Source organism: Arthrobacter sp. TJ-240 (assembly GCF_058269195.1).
In genome coordinates, this window is record NZ_JBZCNG010000002.1 from 408,896 (window position 1) to 423,660 (window position 14,765).

Annotated in this window: 13 protein-coding genes; 1 reads left to right on the top strand and 12 read right to left on the bottom strand. The window is 71.8% G+C overall.

Going from position 1 to position 14,765, the window contains the following annotated elements; translation table 11 throughout:
* Positions 1–188: 188 nt before the first annotated feature.
* From pyrF to pyrR, 7 genes are read right to left on the bottom strand one after another with little or no spacing between them, the layout of a single operon-like run.
* Positions 189–1,040: an orotidine-5'-phosphate decarboxylase gene (gene pyrF / locus AC4D2C_RS06640; protein WP_490913574.1), complete on the bottom strand. Its 852-nt coding sequence runs from the start codon at positions 1,038–1,040 to the stop codon at positions 189–191.
* Positions 1,030–4,338 carry a carbamoyl-phosphate synthase large subunit gene (carB, locus tag AC4D2C_RS06645; protein WP_490913576.1) on the bottom strand — a complete coding sequence of 1,103 codons (3,309 nt, stop codon included), beginning with the start codon at positions 4,336–4,338 and terminating at the stop codon, positions 1,030–1,032. Before carB ends, pyrF begins: the two co-directional genes overlap by 11 nt.
* Positions 4,338–5,711 carry a glutamine-hydrolyzing carbamoyl-phosphate synthase small subunit gene (gene carA, locus AC4D2C_RS06650; RefSeq protein ID WP_490913578.1) on the bottom strand — a complete coding sequence of 458 codons (1,374 nt, stop codon included), beginning with the start codon at positions 5,709–5,711 and terminating at the stop codon, positions 4,338–4,340. Before carA ends, carB begins: the two co-directional genes overlap by 1 nt.
* Positions 5,708–6,247, bottom strand: a complete 540-nt coding sequence (locus tag AC4D2C_RS06655; protein ID WP_490913580.1) for a PH-like domain-containing protein — start codon at positions 6,245–6,247, stop codon at positions 5,708–5,710. Before AC4D2C_RS06655 ends, carA begins: the two co-directional genes overlap by 4 nt.
* The gene (locus AC4D2C_RS06660) at positions 6,235–7,623 is read right to left on the bottom strand and encodes a dihydroorotase (RefSeq protein WP_490913582.1); all 1,389 of its coding nucleotides are present in this window, start codon (positions 7,621–7,623) and stop codon (positions 6,235–6,237) included. Before AC4D2C_RS06660 ends, AC4D2C_RS06655 begins: the two co-directional genes overlap by 13 nt.
* Positions 7,620–8,645, bottom strand: a complete 1,026-nt coding sequence (locus AC4D2C_RS06665; protein WP_490913583.1) for an aspartate carbamoyltransferase catalytic subunit — start codon at positions 8,643–8,645, stop codon at positions 7,620–7,622. The genes AC4D2C_RS06660 and AC4D2C_RS06665 overlap by 4 nt, the downstream gene beginning before the upstream one ends.
* Complete coding sequence (pyrR, locus tag AC4D2C_RS06670; RefSeq protein WP_334210096.1) at positions 8,642–9,229, bottom strand: bifunctional pyr operon transcriptional regulator/uracil phosphoribosyltransferase PyrR; 588 nt, start codon at positions 9,227–9,229, stop codon at positions 8,642–8,644. The genes AC4D2C_RS06665 and pyrR overlap by 4 nt, the downstream gene beginning before the upstream one ends.
* A gap of 96 nt (positions 9,230–9,325) precedes the next feature.
* Here pyrR and AC4D2C_RS06675 point away from each other — a divergent pair, with 96 nt between their 5' ends.
* On the top strand, positions 9,326–10,618 hold the full coding sequence (locus AC4D2C_RS06675; protein WP_490913586.1) for a PrsW family intramembrane metalloprotease: 1,293 nt from the start codon (positions 9,326–9,328) through the stop codon (positions 10,616–10,618).
* Positions 10,619–10,772: 154 nt separating this feature from the next.
* On the opposite strand, the gene nusB is transcribed toward AC4D2C_RS06675, so the two are convergent.
* The 5 genes from nusB to aroC form a co-directional block, all read right to left on the bottom strand.
* A complete protein-coding gene (gene nusB / locus AC4D2C_RS06680) occupies positions 10,773–11,183 on the bottom strand; it encodes a transcription antitermination factor NusB (protein ID WP_490913588.1) in 411 nt (136 codons plus the stop codon).
* Entirely contained in the window at positions 11,180–11,743 is a 564-nt protein-coding gene (gene efp / locus AC4D2C_RS06685) for an elongation factor P (RefSeq protein WP_104050627.1), read from the bottom strand. Before efp ends, nusB begins: the two co-directional genes overlap by 4 nt.
* A 146-nt stretch (positions 11,744–11,889) precedes the next feature.
* Complete coding sequence (gene aroB / locus AC4D2C_RS06690; protein ID WP_490913590.1) at positions 11,890–12,984, bottom strand: 3-dehydroquinate synthase; 1,095 nt, start codon at positions 12,982–12,984, stop codon at positions 11,890–11,892.
* Positions 12,974–13,549: a shikimate kinase gene (locus AC4D2C_RS06695; RefSeq protein ID WP_490913592.1), complete on the bottom strand. Its 576-nt coding sequence runs from the start codon at positions 13,547–13,549 to the stop codon at positions 12,974–12,976. The genes aroB and AC4D2C_RS06695 overlap by 11 nt, the downstream gene beginning before the upstream one ends.
* Positions 13,549–14,757 (bottom strand): chorismate synthase, encoded by a 1,209-nt coding sequence (gene aroC / locus AC4D2C_RS06700; RefSeq protein ID WP_490913594.1) that lies wholly within the window; start codon positions 14,755–14,757, stop codon positions 13,549–13,551. The genes AC4D2C_RS06695 and aroC overlap by 1 nt, the downstream gene beginning before the upstream one ends.
* Positions 14,758–14,765: the final 8 nt, after the last annotated feature.

Here is a 14,765-nt window from a genome sequence, read left to right on the forward strand (position 1 = left end):
GGTGCTCCCTGCACTGGGCGGCACCACGGGTGGCGGCGACCGCTCGTCGTCTGGATCGGTCAAGGGTCTCCCCCGGGAGGGGGGTGGGGCTGGAACCGAACCTACCGGGCGCGGGCCTCCTAAATCAATGCACCTGTCACTGCACCTGTCACTGCAACCTGCACCGCACCCGATGCCGGGCGGGCGTCTCAGGCGAGCTCGTCGCGCGTCCGTTCCGCGGCGTCCCGTAGCGCGGGCACGCCGGGGCCGGCCGCGAGGATGGCACGGCTGGAGGTCGGGAGCACGAACGGCAGGGCGTCGCCGAACGCGTCCCGCAGCTCGCGCGGTCCGGCTCCCTGCGCGCCGACGCCGGGGGCGAGGATGGGGCCGTTGAGGCCGGCCAGGCCGAGGCCGAGGGTGTGCGCGGCGTCGCCGATGGTCGCGCCGACCACCAGGCCGACGTGCCCGGGCCCGGGCCCGGCGTTCTCGGCCGCTGCTGCACGGGCGATGGACTGCGCAACTGAGGCGCGCCCGCCGGCGTGCTGCACGGAGCGGCCCTCGGGGTTGGAGGTCAGCGCGAGGACGAACACACCCCGCCCGGTCGCCGCGGCAAGGTCGAGGGCGGGCCGGAGGGACTCGAAGCCCAGATAGGGGTTGAGGGTCACGGCATCCGCCGCGAGCGGCCGCCCCTCCCCCAGCCATGCCTCCGCGTAGGCCTGCATCGTCGAACCGATGTCACCGCGCTTCGCATCGGCGATCGTGAGGACTCCGGCGTCGGCGGCACGCGCCAGCAGGGCCTCGAGGACCGCGAGACCCCGCGAGCCGTGCCGCTCGTAGAGGGCGACCTGCGGCTTGAGGGCCGCCGACACGGGCCCGACGGCGTCGAGCACCGCGAGCGAGAAACGCTCGAGTCCCTCCGGCGAGTCCGTGAGCCCCCAGGCGTCGAGCAGTGCCGGGTGCGGATCGATCCCGACGCAGAGGCTCCCCTTCTCCGTGCGTGCCGCCGCGAGGCGCGCCCCGAAGGGAGCCCGCGGCGCGGCGGCCGGCGCCTCAGGAGGCATCGCGGGCCTCTGTGGAGGCGCGGAGGTTGGCGGCGTGCTCCTGCAGGCTCGTCACCGACCATTCGTAGGAGCGCATGGCCTCGATGGCCTGCACGGCCGCCCCGACCTCCGGGATGGTGGTGATGACGGGCAGCCCGTAGGACGTCGCCGCCGCCCTGATCTCGTAGCCGTCACCGCGTGCCTGACCGCCGGACGGCGTGTTGATGATCATGTCGATGCCGCCCGCGGTGATGAGGTCGACGACGGTGCCCTCGCCCGCGTCGCCGGCACCCTCGGCGACCTTGCGGACCGTCGTCGCCTGGATGCCGTTGCGGCGCAGCACGTCGGCGGTGCCACCCGTGGAGACGATCTCGAAGCCGAGGTCCACGAGGCGCTTCACCGGCATGACAATGGCGCGCTTGTCCCGGTTGGCGACGGAGACGAAGACCTTGCCCTCGACGGGCAGGGCCGCGTTCGCGGCCGCCTGGCTCTTCGCGAATGCCGTGTCGAAGTACTTGTCGATGCCCATGACCTCGCCGGTGGAACGCATCTCGGGGCCGAGCAGCGAGTCCACCACGGTGCCCTCCGGTGTGCGGAAGCGGCTGAATGGCAGCACGGCCTCCTTGACGGAGACGGGGGCGTCGAACGGCAGGGACCCGCCGTCGCCCTGCGCCGGCAGCAGCCCGCGCCGGCGCAGTTCGGCGACGGTGACGCCGGTCCCGATCAGCGCGGCTCCCTTGGCCAGCTGGACACCCGTGGCCTTGGAGACGAAGGGCACCGTGCGGGAGGCACGCGGATTCGCCTCGAGGACGTAGAGCACGTCCGAGGCGAGGGCGAACTGGATGTTGATCAGTCCACGTACCCCGACGCCCTGCGCGATGGTGAGCGTGGCCTCGCGGACGCGCTGCAGGACGTCGGCGCCGAGCGTGATGGGCGGCAGCACGCACGCGGAGTCGCCGGAGTGGATGCCGGCCTCCTCGATATGCTCCATGATGCCCCCGAGGTACATCTCGGTGCCGTCGAACAGGGCGTCGACGTCGATCTCGATGGCGTCCTCGAGGAACCGGTCGATCAGCACCGGGTGGGCCTCGGTGATCTCCGTGGCGTTCGCGATGTAGCGCGAGAGGTTCGCCTCGTCGTAGACGATATCCATCCCGCGTCCCCCGAGCACGTAGGAGGGGCGGACGAGCACCGGATAGCCGATCGTGTCGGCGATGCGCTTCGCGTCCTCGAAGGACACCGCGGTGCCGTTCTTCGGGGCGATGAGCCCGCCGGCGTCGAGCACGCGGCTGAAGGCGCCGCGGTGCTCGGCGAGGTCGATCGCCTCCGGCGACGTGCCGAGGATCGGGATGCCGGCGTCGGCGAGCTCCTGCGCGAGCTTCAGCGGGGTCTGCCCGCCGAGCTGCACGAACACCCCGAGCACGCCGCCGGTGCGCTGCTCGGCCGCGATGACCTCGAGGACGTCCTCCAGGGTCAGCGGCTCGAAGTACAGGCGTGTGGAGATGTCGTAGTCCGTGGACACCGTCTCCGGGTTGCAGTTGATCATGACGGTCTCGTAGCCGGCCTCGCGGAGCGCCATGGTGGCGTGGACGCAGGAGTAGTCGAACTCGATGCCCTGCCCGATCCGGTTGGGTCCGGACCCCAGGATGATGACGGAGGGCTGCTCGTGCGCCTCCACCTCGTCCTCCTCGTCGTAGGACGAGTAGTGGTAGGGCGTGTAGGCGGCGAACTCCGCGGCGCACGTGTCGACGGTCTTGAACACCGGACGGATGCCGAGGGCGTGGCGGACCCCGCGCACCACGGCGTCGGGGGTGTGGGTGAGCGCACCGATCTGCTCGTCCGAGAAGCCGTGGCGCTTGGCGTGCCGCAGCACCTCCTCGGTGAGGTTCGGCGCTGTGCGCACCTCCTCGGCCACCTCGTTGAGCAGCACCAGCTGGTCGAGGAACCACGGATCGATCCCGGTCGCCTCGTAGAGCCGCTCCACGCTCGCGCCTCCCAGCAGGGCACGCTGCACCTGCGCGAGGCGTTCCGTGGTGGGGCGCCTGGCGGCCTCCACGAGCGCGTCGACCTCGTCGGCGCCGACGGGCGTGAAGGAGAGCTGCGAGCCCTTCTGCTCGAGCGACCGCAGGGCCTTCTGCAGGGCCTCGGTGAAGTTGCGGCCCATCGCCATGGCCTCGCCAACGGACTTCATGGTGGTGGTGAGGGTGGGGTCCGCCGCGGGGAACTTCTCGAACGCGAACCGCGGCACCTTGACCACCACGTAGTCGAGGGTCGGCTCGAAGGACGCCGGGGTCTTCAGGGTGATGTCGTTGGGGATCTCGTCGAGCGTGTAGCCGAGGGACAGCTTCGTGGCGATCTTCGCGATCGCGAAGCCGGTGGCCTTCGACGCCAGCGCCGAGGACCGGGAGACGCGGGGATTCATCTCGATGACGACGACGCGGCCAGTGCCGGGCTCGACGGCGAACTGAATGTTGCAGCCGCCGGTGTCCACGCCGACCTCGCGGATCACGGCGATCGAGATGTCGCGCAGGCGCTGGTACTCGCGGTCGGTCAGCGTCAGGGCGGGGGCCACGGTGATGGAGTCGCCGGTGTGCACGCCCACGGGGTCGAAGTTCTCGATGGAGCAGACCACCACGACGTTGTCGTTCTTGTCGCGCATCATCTCGAGCTCGTACTCCTTCCACCCGAGGATGCTCTCCTCGAGGAGGACCTCGCTCGTGGGGCTGTACTGCAGGCCCTGGCCCACGATGCGGCGCAGGTCCTGCTCGGTGTACGCGAGCCCGGAGCCGAGGCCGCCCATGGTGAAGGAGGGGCGGACCACCATGGGGTAGCCGAGGTCCTCTGCGGCGGCGAGGGCCTCGTCGATGGTGTGGATGATGGCGGAGCGGGCGGACTCGGCGCCGCAGCGCTCGACGACGCCCTTGAACTTCTCGCGGTCCTCGCCGAGCTCGATGGCGGCGATGTTCGCGCCGATGAGCTCGACCCCGAACTTCTCCAGCACGCCGGCCTTGTCGAGGGCGATCGCCGTGTTGAGCGCCGTCTGGCCTCCGAGGGTGGGCAGGAGCGCGTCGGGGCGCTCCTTCTCGATGATCTTCGCGACGACGTCGGGCGTGATGGGCTCCACGTAGGTGGCGTCGGCGAACTCGGGATCGGTCATGATGGTCGCCGGGTTCGAGTTGACGAGGATGACGCGCAGGCCCTCCTCGCGCAGGACGCGCAGCGCCTGCGTGCCGGAGTAGTCGAATTCGGCGGCCTGCCCGATGACGATCGGCCCGGAGCCGATGACCAGGACGCTCGTGAGGTCGGTTCTGCGGGGCATCAGTTCTCTTCCTGCGTGCTGCCGGTGGATGCGCTGTGGGCGCTGTCGTGGCGGGGCTGCGTGCCCGTCACCTTGGATCCGTGCGTGCCGAGTTCGGCGGCGGCCGCACGGGCGAGCGCCGCCGATTCCGACGGTGCGTCGAGGGCGGAGGCCAGGACGGCGTCGCCCGATCCGGGGTTGGCCTTCTCGGCGGCCATGAGCGCGATGAAGCGGTCGAAGAGGTACGCCGAGTCGTGCGGGCCGGCGGCCGCCTCCGGGTGGTACTGGACCGAGAAGGCGGGCAGGTCCAGGCAGGCGAGGCCCTCGACGACGTCGTCGTTGAGGTTCACGTGGCTCACCTCGACCCGGCCGTACGAGCCCGCAGGCGCTTCCACGGGACCGTCGAGGGGTGCGTCGACGGCGAACCCGTGGTTGTGCGAGGTGATCTCCACCTTGCCGGTGCGGCGGTCGAGGACGGGCTGGTTGATGCCGCGGTGGCCGTAGCGCAGCTTGTAGGTGCCGAAGCCGAGGGCCCGTCCGAGGATCTGGTTGCCGAAGCAGATGCCGAAGAACGGCATCCGCGCGTCGAGGACGCGGCGCAGGAGGTCCACCTGGGCGTCGGCGGTCGCCGGGTCGCCGGGTCCGTTGGACATGAAGACGCCGTCGGGTTCGGTCCGCACGATGTCCTCGAAGCTGGCTCCCGCGGGCAGGACCACAGTGCGCACGCCGCGCTCGGCGAAGTGCTTGGGCGTCATGGCCTTGATGCCGAGGTCGAGGGCCGCGATGGTGGCCACCGTCCCGCCGGTCCAGCCATGGTCGGCGGGCTCGACGACATAGGCCTCGCCGATGCTGACCTCCTCGGCGAGGCGGGCCCCGGCCATGGACGGCTGGGCGAGGACCCGCTCGAGGAGCCGATCGTCGCCGGGGGCGGCGTCCGCGCCGGAGAAGATCCCGGCCCGCATGGCACCGCGCTCGCGGAGGTGCCGCGTGACGGCGCGCGTGTCGACGCCCTCGATCCCGACGACGCCCTGCTCGCGCAGCTGCTCGTCGAGACTCTGCTCGGAGCGCCAGTTCGACGGGCGGCGGGCGGCGTCGCGGATGATGTAGCCGGCCACCCAGATGCGGCGCGACTCGGCGTCGTCGGCGTTCACACCGGTGTTGCCGATGTGCGGAGCGGTCTGCACCACGAGCTGGCGCGCGTAGGACGGGTCGGTGATGGTCTCCTGGTAGCCGGTCATGCCGGTCGCGAAGACGGCCTCGCCGAGCGCGGTGCCCTCGGCGCCGTAGGCGCGGCCGCGGAAGGTCCGTCCGTCCTCGAGGACGAGCACCGCGGGTGCCTGCGGTCGGACCGGTGCCGTCGATGGAGCGTGGGCGGTGGATGGAGCGCTGCTCACAGCTGTTCCCTGCCTTCGGGGGTCGGTGGAGTTCGGTTCTCGGGTGGAGCGGAGGGCACGAGCGCGGCGATCGCGGCGACGAGCTGGGCCTTGTGCGCGGCGTGGCGGGTGCGGAAGCCGGTGTCGACGCGCAGCGCGCCGAGGCGCCAGGTCACCACGACGAGCCCTTCCTTCTCGACGAACTTGCCGGTCATGCCGCTCGCCAGCTGCACCGAGACGAGGTCGGTGCGGGGGATGAAGACGGCGCGCGCCCCGGTGCGGGTGAAGAGCACGCCGTCGGGGTGGACGGCGGCGACGGCGTTGCCGCGGAGGCCGAGCCCGTGCACCGCGATGCGGTCCAGCCAGTCCCCCGCCGTCGTCGTCGCGACGTACTGGCCCTCGGCCTCGTAGAGGACGGGCCCGGGGTCGGCGGGCGTCTCCGGCGGTACCGGGACGTCGGACTGCCGGCGGAGCCGGTTGCGCCATCCGAGCGCCATGAGCGCGACGATGACGACGATGATGCCGATCGTCATGGCGACCCAGCCTAGATATTCCATGCGGGGGCCTCCCTGCCCGCCCCGCGGGCTGCCGGGCGCGGCGTGGCGAGACGGCCGTCGAGGACCGTCGCGTGGCCGCCGAGGAACGTCGCCCGCACGCTGCCGGGCAGTTCCAGCCCACGGAACGGGCTGTTGCGGCCCTTCGTGGCCATCGTCGAGGGGTCGACCGTCCAGCGGGCGGCGGGGTCGACGAGGATCAGGTTCGCGGGCTCGCCGGCGGCGAGCGGCCTGCCCTGGTGGGCGAGCCGGCCGATCCGCGCCGGCGTCACGGAGGTGACGCGGGCGAAGCCCTCCCAGTCGAGCAGCCCCGTCTCCACCATGGTGTGCTGCACCACGGACAGGGCGGTCTCGAGACCGGTCATCCCCATCGCGGCCTGCGCCCACTCGCACTCCTTGTGCTCGCTCGGGTGCGGCGCGTGGTCGGTCCCGACGACGTCGATCGTCCCGTCGGCGAGGGCCGCGCGGAGGGCCATGACGTCGTCGGCGGTGCGCAGCGGCGGGTTGACCTTGTAGACGGGGTCGTAGCTGCGGACCAGCTCGTCCGTGAGGAGCAGGTGGTGCGGGGTGACCTCGGCGGTGACGTCGATGCCGCGCGCCTTGGCCCAGCGGATGATCTCCACCGAGCCGGCGGTGGAGACGTGGCAGACGTGCAGGCGCGAGCCGACGTGCTGGGCGAGGAGGACGTCGCGGGCGATGATGCTCTCCTCCGCGACGGCCGGCCAGCCGGTGAGTCCCAGGACCGCGGAGACGTCGCCCTCGTTCATCTGGGCGCCCTCGGTGAGGCGCGGTTCCTGTGCATGCTGGGCGATCACGCCGTCGAACGCCTTCACGTACTCGAGGGCGCGGCGCATGAGCACCGGGTCCGAGACGCAGATACCGTCGTCGGAGAACACCCGCACGGAGGCCGGTGATTCCGCCATGGCGCCGAGCTCGGCGAGCCGTTCCCCGCCGAGGCCCACGGTCACGGCGCCGACGGGCCGCACCTCGACCCACCCGGCCGCGAGGCCCAGGCGGTACACCTGCTCCACCACGCCGGCGGTGTCGGCGACCGGGGAGCTGTTCGCCATGGCGTGCACGGCGGTGAAACCGCCGAGGGCGGCGGCCCGGGAGCCGGTCTCGACGGTCTCGGCGTCCTCCCGTCCGGGCTCGCGGAGGTGGGTGTGGAGGTCCACCATGCCGGGCAGGGCCACGAGGCCGGCGGCGTCGACGGTCACGGCCTCCGCCGAGGCCTCGCGGGAGGCCTCGGCGCCCAGCGCGGCGATGACGCCGTCGCGGACGAGGACGTCCTGGGCGCCGCGTCCGAGCAGCGAGGCGCCGCGGATGAGGTACTGGGTCGAGGTGCCGGACGAAGCGCCGGGGGTGCTGGGGGTGGTCACGGGGTGCGGCCTTCCGGGATGAGGTCGGTCAGGTCGGCGTGCTGGTCGTGCCCGTCGTCGTGCGGGTCGCCGGCGAGCAGCAGGTACAGCGCGGCCATCCGCACGGATACGCCGTTGCGGACCTGCGCGAGGACGGTGGAGCGCGGGGAGTCGGCCGCGGCGGAGGAGATCTCCAGCCCGCGGTTCATGGGGCCGGGGTGCATGATCACGGTGTCGTCGAGGCCCAGCGCGTCGAGCAGGGCAAGGCGCCCGTCGTCGAACCCCCACCGCCGCGAATACTCGCGCATGGACGGGAAGAACGCCGCGTTCATGCGCTCGGCCTGCAGGCGGAGCATCATGACGGCGTCGGGCCGCTGGGCGAGGGCTTCGTCGAGGTCGTAGAAGACCGTGCAGGGCCAGGACCCGACACCAACGGGCAGCAGCGTGGGCGGCCCGGCGAGCAGCACCTCGGCGCCGAGGGTGGTCAGCAGCCATACGTTGGAGCGGGCCACGCGGGAGTGCAGCACGTCGCCGACGATCAGCACCGTCATGCCGGTGAGGTCCGTGCCCGCCGATCCGGTACCGCCGACCCCCGCCCAGTGCCTGCGCAGCGTGAACGCGTCGAGGAGTGCCTGCGTGGGGTGCTCGTGCGTGCCGTCGCCGGCGTTGATCACGGCGGCGTCGATCCAGCCGGACGCCGCGAGGCGGGCCGGTGCGCCGGAGGCGGGATGGCGGATGACGACGGCGTCCGCACTCATGGCCTCGAGCGTCTGCGCGGTGTCCTTCAGGGACTCGCCCTTGGAGACCGAGGATCCCTTCGCCGCGAAGTTGATGACGTCCGCGGAGAGCCGCTTCGCCGCCGCCTCGAACGAGATGCGTGTGCGGGTGGAGTCCTCGAAGAACAGGTTCACGACGGTGCGCGCGCGCAGCGCCGGCAGCTTCTTGATCTCCCGCTCCCCCACCGCCGCCATCTCCTCGGCGACGTCGAGGAGGCGCAGCGCGTTCCGGGCGGAGAGGTCCTGCGTGCTGAGCAGGTGTTTCACACGCGGTCCTCGATGACGACCTCGTTCACGGCCGAGCCGCCGATCAGGTCGATCTCCGCGAGGTGGACGCGGACGCGCTCCCGCGACGACGTGGGAAGGTTCTTGCCCACGTGGTCCGCGCGGATGGGCAGTTCGCGGTGCCCGCGGTCCACGAGGACGGCGAGGCGGACGGTGCGGGGCCGCCCGAGGTCGGCGAGGGCGTCCAGGGCCGCGCGGACGGTGCGTCCGGAGTAGAGCACGTCGTCAACGAGCACCACCACCTTGTCGTCGATGCCCGACGGCGGCAGCTGGGTCGCGAGCGGCGAACGGGTGGGGTGGCGACGGAGGTCGTCGCGGTACATGGTGACGTCGAGCTGCCCGGTGATGAGGTCCGGGTCGACGGCGGGATCGACGGCCGCGATCTTCTGCGCGAGCCGCTGCGCGAGGGGGAATCCCCTGCGCGGGATGCCGAGGAGCACGAGGTCGCGGGATCCCTTGTTCGCCTCGAGGATCTCGTGGGCGATGCGCGTGAGTGCGCGGTCTATGTCTGCTTCTGCGAGAACAACGCGCTTGTGCGGTCCGGATTCCGGGGGTTGCACGGTCATAACACGCTTCCTCCTTCCCCGCCTCACCGGACGGAACTTAAAGGTTGGTTGCGGTGTCAAAACTACCACAGCGCCGCCTGCCCCTAGGGTTGCCTCATGGCTATGAACACCCCCGGGACGGGCCCAGGCGGTCCGCAGCGGACCGGCCCCCAGGGCTACGGGCACCGACCACAGGACCACGACCAGCAGCACGAGGGCTGGTGGAGCACGACGACGCTGCGCCACCACCACCCCGCCCCCGCCCGGTCCGCAGGGCCGCCGTTCCAGCCCGTGTGGAACCAGCCCCCGCCGCGGCGGGGTGGCGTGCTCAACGTCATCCTCGTGATCCTCGCAGCCCTCGTGGTGGCGGGCGTGCTCCTGTTCCTCTCCCTGTCCCTCGGACCGTCCGCGTTCCTGCTGTGCGGGATCCTCGCCCTCGTACCGCTGGGCATCTGCCTGCTCGGCCTGCGCTGGATCGACCGGTGGGACCCCGAACCGCGGGGCGCCCTGCTCTTCGCGTTCCTCTGGGGGGCCGGGACCTCCGTGGTGGTCACCCTGCTGCTCGGCACCTACGTGGTGGATCTGCTGGGCAGCGCCCTCAGCACCACGTCCCCCGAGGTGATCGGGCCCGTCCTGCAGGCACCGCTGGTCGAGGAGTTCGCCAAGGGCCTCGGGGTCCTGATCCTCGTCTACACGCGCCGCAGCCACTTCGACGGACCCGTGGACGGCATCGTCTACGCCGGGACGATCGCGGCGGGCTTCGCCTTCACCGAGAACATCCTGTACTTCGGTTCGGCCGTCATGGAGTCCGGCACCGTCAGTGGCGTCGTGGGCGTCTTCATCCTCCGGGGCCTGTTCTCCCCCTTCGCGCACGTCATGTTCACCGCGCTGCTCGGCTTCGTGGTCGGCTGGGCGGTGAGCCGCGGCGGCGGCAACGCAAGGATTCTCGGCGCGTTCGTGCTGGGGCTCATCCCGGCCCTGGCGGGCCACATGCTGTGGAACGGCGGCGCCCTCGTCCTGTTCGACAATTTCCTGGTCTTCTACCTCGTGGTGCAGGTGCCGCTGTTCGTCGCCGCCGTGGTCGCCGTCGTCCTGCTCCGGCGCTCCGAGCGGCGCCTCACGGAGGCCCGGCTCGGCGACTACGCGCGCGCGGGCTGGTTCACCCCGGAGGAGGTGCGCATGCTCGCCACGCGCCCGGGCCGGTCGCAGGCGCTCGCCTGGGCGGACTCGGTGGGCGCGAAGAACGACATGCGCGAGTTCATCCGCACCGGCTCACGCATCGCCTTCACCCGCCAGCGCGTGCTCGGCGGGCGGCGCGACGCCGACTACGCCGCGGAGGAACGCGCCCTGCTCGAGGAGGTCACCCGGCGGCGGGCCCGGATGTTCCAGCTGGCGTCCGCGGCCCGCTGACCGCCGTCGCGTCCGGACGTGGGGCGGGCGTCCCTCGGCGGCACCCGCCTACGCGCGCCGCGAGCGGGTCCGGTGCCGCCCCCGCTGCGGCAAAGCCCCCGCGGTCCGCATGCGGCGGACCACGGGGGCTTTCGGCAGGGGCTTCCCGGCAGGGTCAGGCGAGCAGCGTGGGCTTGAGCTGCTGCAGGCGCCCGAGGAGCCCGTTGATGAACTTCGGCGACTCGTCGGTGGACAGTATCTTCGCGAGCTCCACGGCTTCGCTGACCGCGACGCCGTCGGGGACGTCGTCGTTGTACAGCAGCTCCCAGCAGCCGATGCGCAGGAGCATCAGGTCGACGGCCGGCATGCGATCCAGCGTCCAGCCCTGCGAATAGGTGCTGAGGAACTCGTCGATCTGCTCCTGGTGCTCCAGGACGCCTTCCACGATGTCCACGGTGTAGTCCGCGATGACCATGTCCGTCTTCTCACGGCGCGCGCGGATGACCTCGAGTGCCGCCATGTCGCGCTGCGCGGATTCGAAGAGGATGTCCAGGGCCCGGCGTCGGGCCTTGCTGCGTGCGCTCACTCGTTGACGCGTCCCAGGTACTCGCCCGTCCGGGTGTCGACCTTGACCTTGGTGCCGGTGCCGAGGAACAGCGGGACCTGGATCTCGTGGCCCGTCTCGACGGTCGCGGGCTTGGTGCCGCCGGTCGAGCGGTCGCCCTGGAGGCCCGGCTCGGTGTAGGTGATCTCGAGCGTCACGGAGGCGGGCAGCTCGACGTAGAGCGGTGAGCCCTCGTGCATGGCGATGGTGGCCATCTGGCTCTCGAGCATGAAGTTCGCGGCGTTGCCGACGGTCTTACCGGGCACCGTGATCTGGTCGTAGTCCGTGGTGTCCATGAAGACGAAGTCCTCGCCGTCCTTGTACAGGTACTGGTAGTCGCGGCGGTCCACGGTGGCCGTCTCGATCTTCAGGCCCGCGTTGAACGTCTTGTCGACGACCTTGCCGGAGAGGATGTTGCGGAGCTTGGTGCGGACGAAGGCGCCACCCTTGCCGGGCTTGACGTGCTGGAACTCGAGGACGTTCCAGAGGTTGCCCTCGAGCTTCAGCACAGTGCCGTTCTTGATGTCGTTCGTGGTCGCCACAGATTCACTTTCGTCGGTTTCGCTGATGGATGGGCCGGCCGGGGCGCGGCGGGCGCGGGGAAGCCCGCTAAAAGTCCAGTGATCAGTCTACCCTGCGCGGCGCGGCGGCCCGCTGGGCCCGTCCGACGCCCGGCGGGGTGGACAGGTCAGGAGGCGATCTCCTGGTATGCGGCGAACAGGAGCGAGGTGTCGGGGACCTCGAGCATGCCGGGGCGGCCGATGCCGTCGAGGACCACGAAGCGGAGCAGGTCCCCGCGCGACTTCTTGTCGCGGCGCATGCCGTCGAGGAGGGAGGCCCACCGGTCCCGGCGGTAGGTGACGGGCAGGCCGAGGGACTCGAGGACGGTCCGGTGACGGTCGGCGTCAGCGTCGCTGAGACGCCCGACCATGCGGGAGAGCTCGGCGGCGAACACGAGGCCGACGGAGACGGCCGCGCCGTGCCGCCACGAGTACCGTTCGGCGAGTTCGATAGCGTGCCCGAGCGTGTGCCCGTAGTTGAGGTACTCGCGGCGGCCCGCTTCGCGCAGGTCCTCGGAGACGATGTCGGCCTTCACGCGGATGGCGCGCTCCACGAGGTCCCGCAGCACGGGAGACGTGCCGTCCGTCGCGGCGTCGGTGTCCTGCTCGATGATGTCGAGGATGGCCGGGTCGGCGATGAAGCCGCATTTGACCACTTCGGCGAGCCCGGTGACGAGCTCGTTCTTCGGCAGCGTGGCCAGCGCGTCGAGATCGGCGAGCACGGCGGCGGGCGGATGGAAGGAGCCCACGAGGTTCTTGCCCTCGGCCGTGTTGATGCCGGTCTTGCCGCCCACGGCGGCGTCGACCATGGCGAGGAGGCTCGTGGGCAGGTGCACCACCCGGACGCCGCGGAGCCAGGTCGCCGCGACGAAGCCGCCGAGGTCGGTCACGGCCCCACCGCCGACCGTGACGACGGCGTCGGAGCGGGTGAAGTCGTTCTGGCCGAGGACCTGCCAGCAGAACGCGGCCACCTGGATGTGCTTGCCCTCCTCGGCGTCGGGGATCTCCGCCGTGACGGCGGTGAAACCCGCATCGGCGAGTTCGGCGCGGACGGTGTCCCCGGTGGCGCGGAGCGCCCGCGGGTGGATGACCAGGACGCGGCGCACGCGTTCGCCGAGGATCGCAGGGAGCCGGCCGAGCAGTCCCCGGCCCACGACGACGTCGTAGCTGCCCTCGGCGGCGCTGCCGGTCACCGGGATGATGGTTGGTTCGTCAGTCGCCATGGGGGTCGGTTCCGCTCTCGTCGTTCGGGATGTCGTTCGGGATGTCGTTCGGGATGTCGTTCTCGGCCAGGGCGCGCTGCACCGCGTCGGCCGCCGCGGCCACGGAGAGGCCGCGGGTGTCGACGACGGCGGTCGCCACCGCCGCGTACACCGGTCGCCGCGCGTCGTACAGTTCCTGCCACCGCTCCGCGGGCCGGCCCGCCAGCAGTGGCCGTCCCGTGTCCGCCCTGATGCGCGGCAGCACCGTCGCGAGGTCGGTGTCGAGGAAGACCACGACGGCGTCCGCCAGGAGCGCGCGGGTGCCGGGATGGAGCACGGCTCCCCCACCGAGGGAGACCACGACCCCGTCCGCGGCCAGGGCCTCGCCTACCACCTCCGCCTCGAGGGCACGGAACTCCTCTTCGCCGCCGCGGGCGAAGATGCCGGCAATGCTGCCGTGCCGCTCCGCGATGACGCGGTCCGTGTCGACGAAGCGTGCATCCGTGCGCCGCGCGAGCGTGCGGCCGACCGCGGACTTGCCCACGGCCATCGGGCCCACGAGGACCACCCGACGGTTGCCCGGCATCAGACTCCGGCGGAGTCCAGGAACTCCGGGATGCTCTCGAGGTAGCCGCGCAGGTTACGGGCCGTCTCAGCGAGGGAGTCGCCGCCGAACTTCTCGGTGACGGCCTCCGCGAGCACCAGCGCCGTCATGGCCTCGGCCACCACGCCGGCCGCGGGGACCGCGCACACGTCGGAGCGCTGGTGGTGTGCGCGGGCCGCGGCGCCGGTGCTGACGTCGACGGTGCGCAGCGCGCGGGGCACCGTGGCGATCGGCTTCATCGCGGCGCGGACGCGCAGGGCGTCGCCGATGCTCATGCCGCCCTCGATGCCGCCGGCGCGGTTGGAGAGGCGAACGATCTTGCCGTTCTCGTTCCGGACGATCTCGTCGTGGGCGGCGGTGCCGCGGCGCGCGGCCGTGAGGAAGCCGTCACCGACCTCCACGCCCTTGATGGCCTGGATACCCATGAGGGCCGCGGCGAGGCGGGAGTCGAGCCTACGGTCCCAGTGGACGTAGCTGCCGAGACCCGGCGGGAGCCCGTAGGCGACCACCTCGACGACGCCGCCGAGCGTCTCGCCCTCCTTGTGGGCGGCATCGACCTCCGCGACCATGGCGTCGGAGGTGTCCCGGTCGAAGCAGCGCAGCGGGTCCGTGTCGAGGGCGATCACGTCGCTCGGCACCGGCAGGGGTGCGTCCTCGGGCACGGAGACCGAGCCGATCGACACCGTGTGGCTGACGAGGTGGATGCCGAGTCCGGCGAGGAACCGGGCGGCCACGGTCCCGAGCGCCACGCGGGTGGCGGTCTCCCGGGCGCTGGCCCGCTCGAGGACCGGACGGGCCTCGTCGAAGCCGTACTTCTGCATGCCGGTGAAGTCGGCGTGCCCGGGCCGGGGTCGGGTGAGGGGCGCATTGCGCGCCGAGGCGGCGAGCTCGGCGGCGTCCTCGCCCTCGAGGGGGTCGGCCGCCATGATCTTCTCCCACTTGGGCCACTCGGTGTTGGCGACCTCGATGGCCACGGGCCCGCCCTGCGTGAGCCCGTGGCGGACGCCGCCGAGGATGCGGACCTGGTCCTGTTCGAACTTCATGCGGGCCCCGCGACCGTAGCCGAGGCGACGGCGGGCGAGGGCCTCCTGCACGTCGGTGCTCGTGACGGCCACGCCCGCGGGCATCCCCTCGATGATGCCGACCACGGAGGGGCCGTGGGATTCTCCTGCCGTCAACCAACGCAACATGGCTTCCA

Excerpts from the sequence above, each read along its gene's own strand:
- AC4D2C_RS06675 (WP_490913586.1), top strand. The coding sequence starts at position 9,326 with ATGGCTATGAACACCCCCGGGACGGGCCCAGGCGGTCCGCAGCGGACC.
- aroB (WP_490913590.1), bottom strand. The coding sequence starts at position 12,984 with ATGGCGACTGACGAACCAACCATCATCCCGGTGACCGGCAGCGCCGCC.
- pyrF (WP_490913574.1), bottom strand. The coding sequence starts at position 1,040 with ATGCCTCCTGAGGCGCCGGCCGCCGCGCCGCGGGCTCCCTTCGGGGCG.
- pyrR (WP_334210096.1), bottom strand. The coding sequence starts at position 9,229 with ATGACCGTGCAACCCCCGGAATCCGGACCGCACAAGCGCGTTGTTCTC.
- aroC (WP_490913594.1), bottom strand. The coding sequence starts at position 14,757 with ATGTTGCGTTGGTTGACGGCAGGAGAATCCCACGGCCCCTCCGTGGTC.
- AC4D2C_RS06655 (WP_490913580.1), bottom strand. The coding sequence starts at position 6,247 with ATGGAATATCTAGGCTGGGTCGCCATGACGATCGGCATCATCGTCGTC.
- AC4D2C_RS06695 (WP_490913592.1), bottom strand. The coding sequence starts at position 13,549 with ATGCCGGGCAACCGTCGGGTGGTCCTCGTGGGCCCGATGGCCGTGGGC.
- carB (WP_490913576.1), bottom strand. The coding sequence starts at position 4,338 with ATGCCCCGCAGAACCGACCTCACGAGCGTCCTGGTCATCGGCTCCGGG.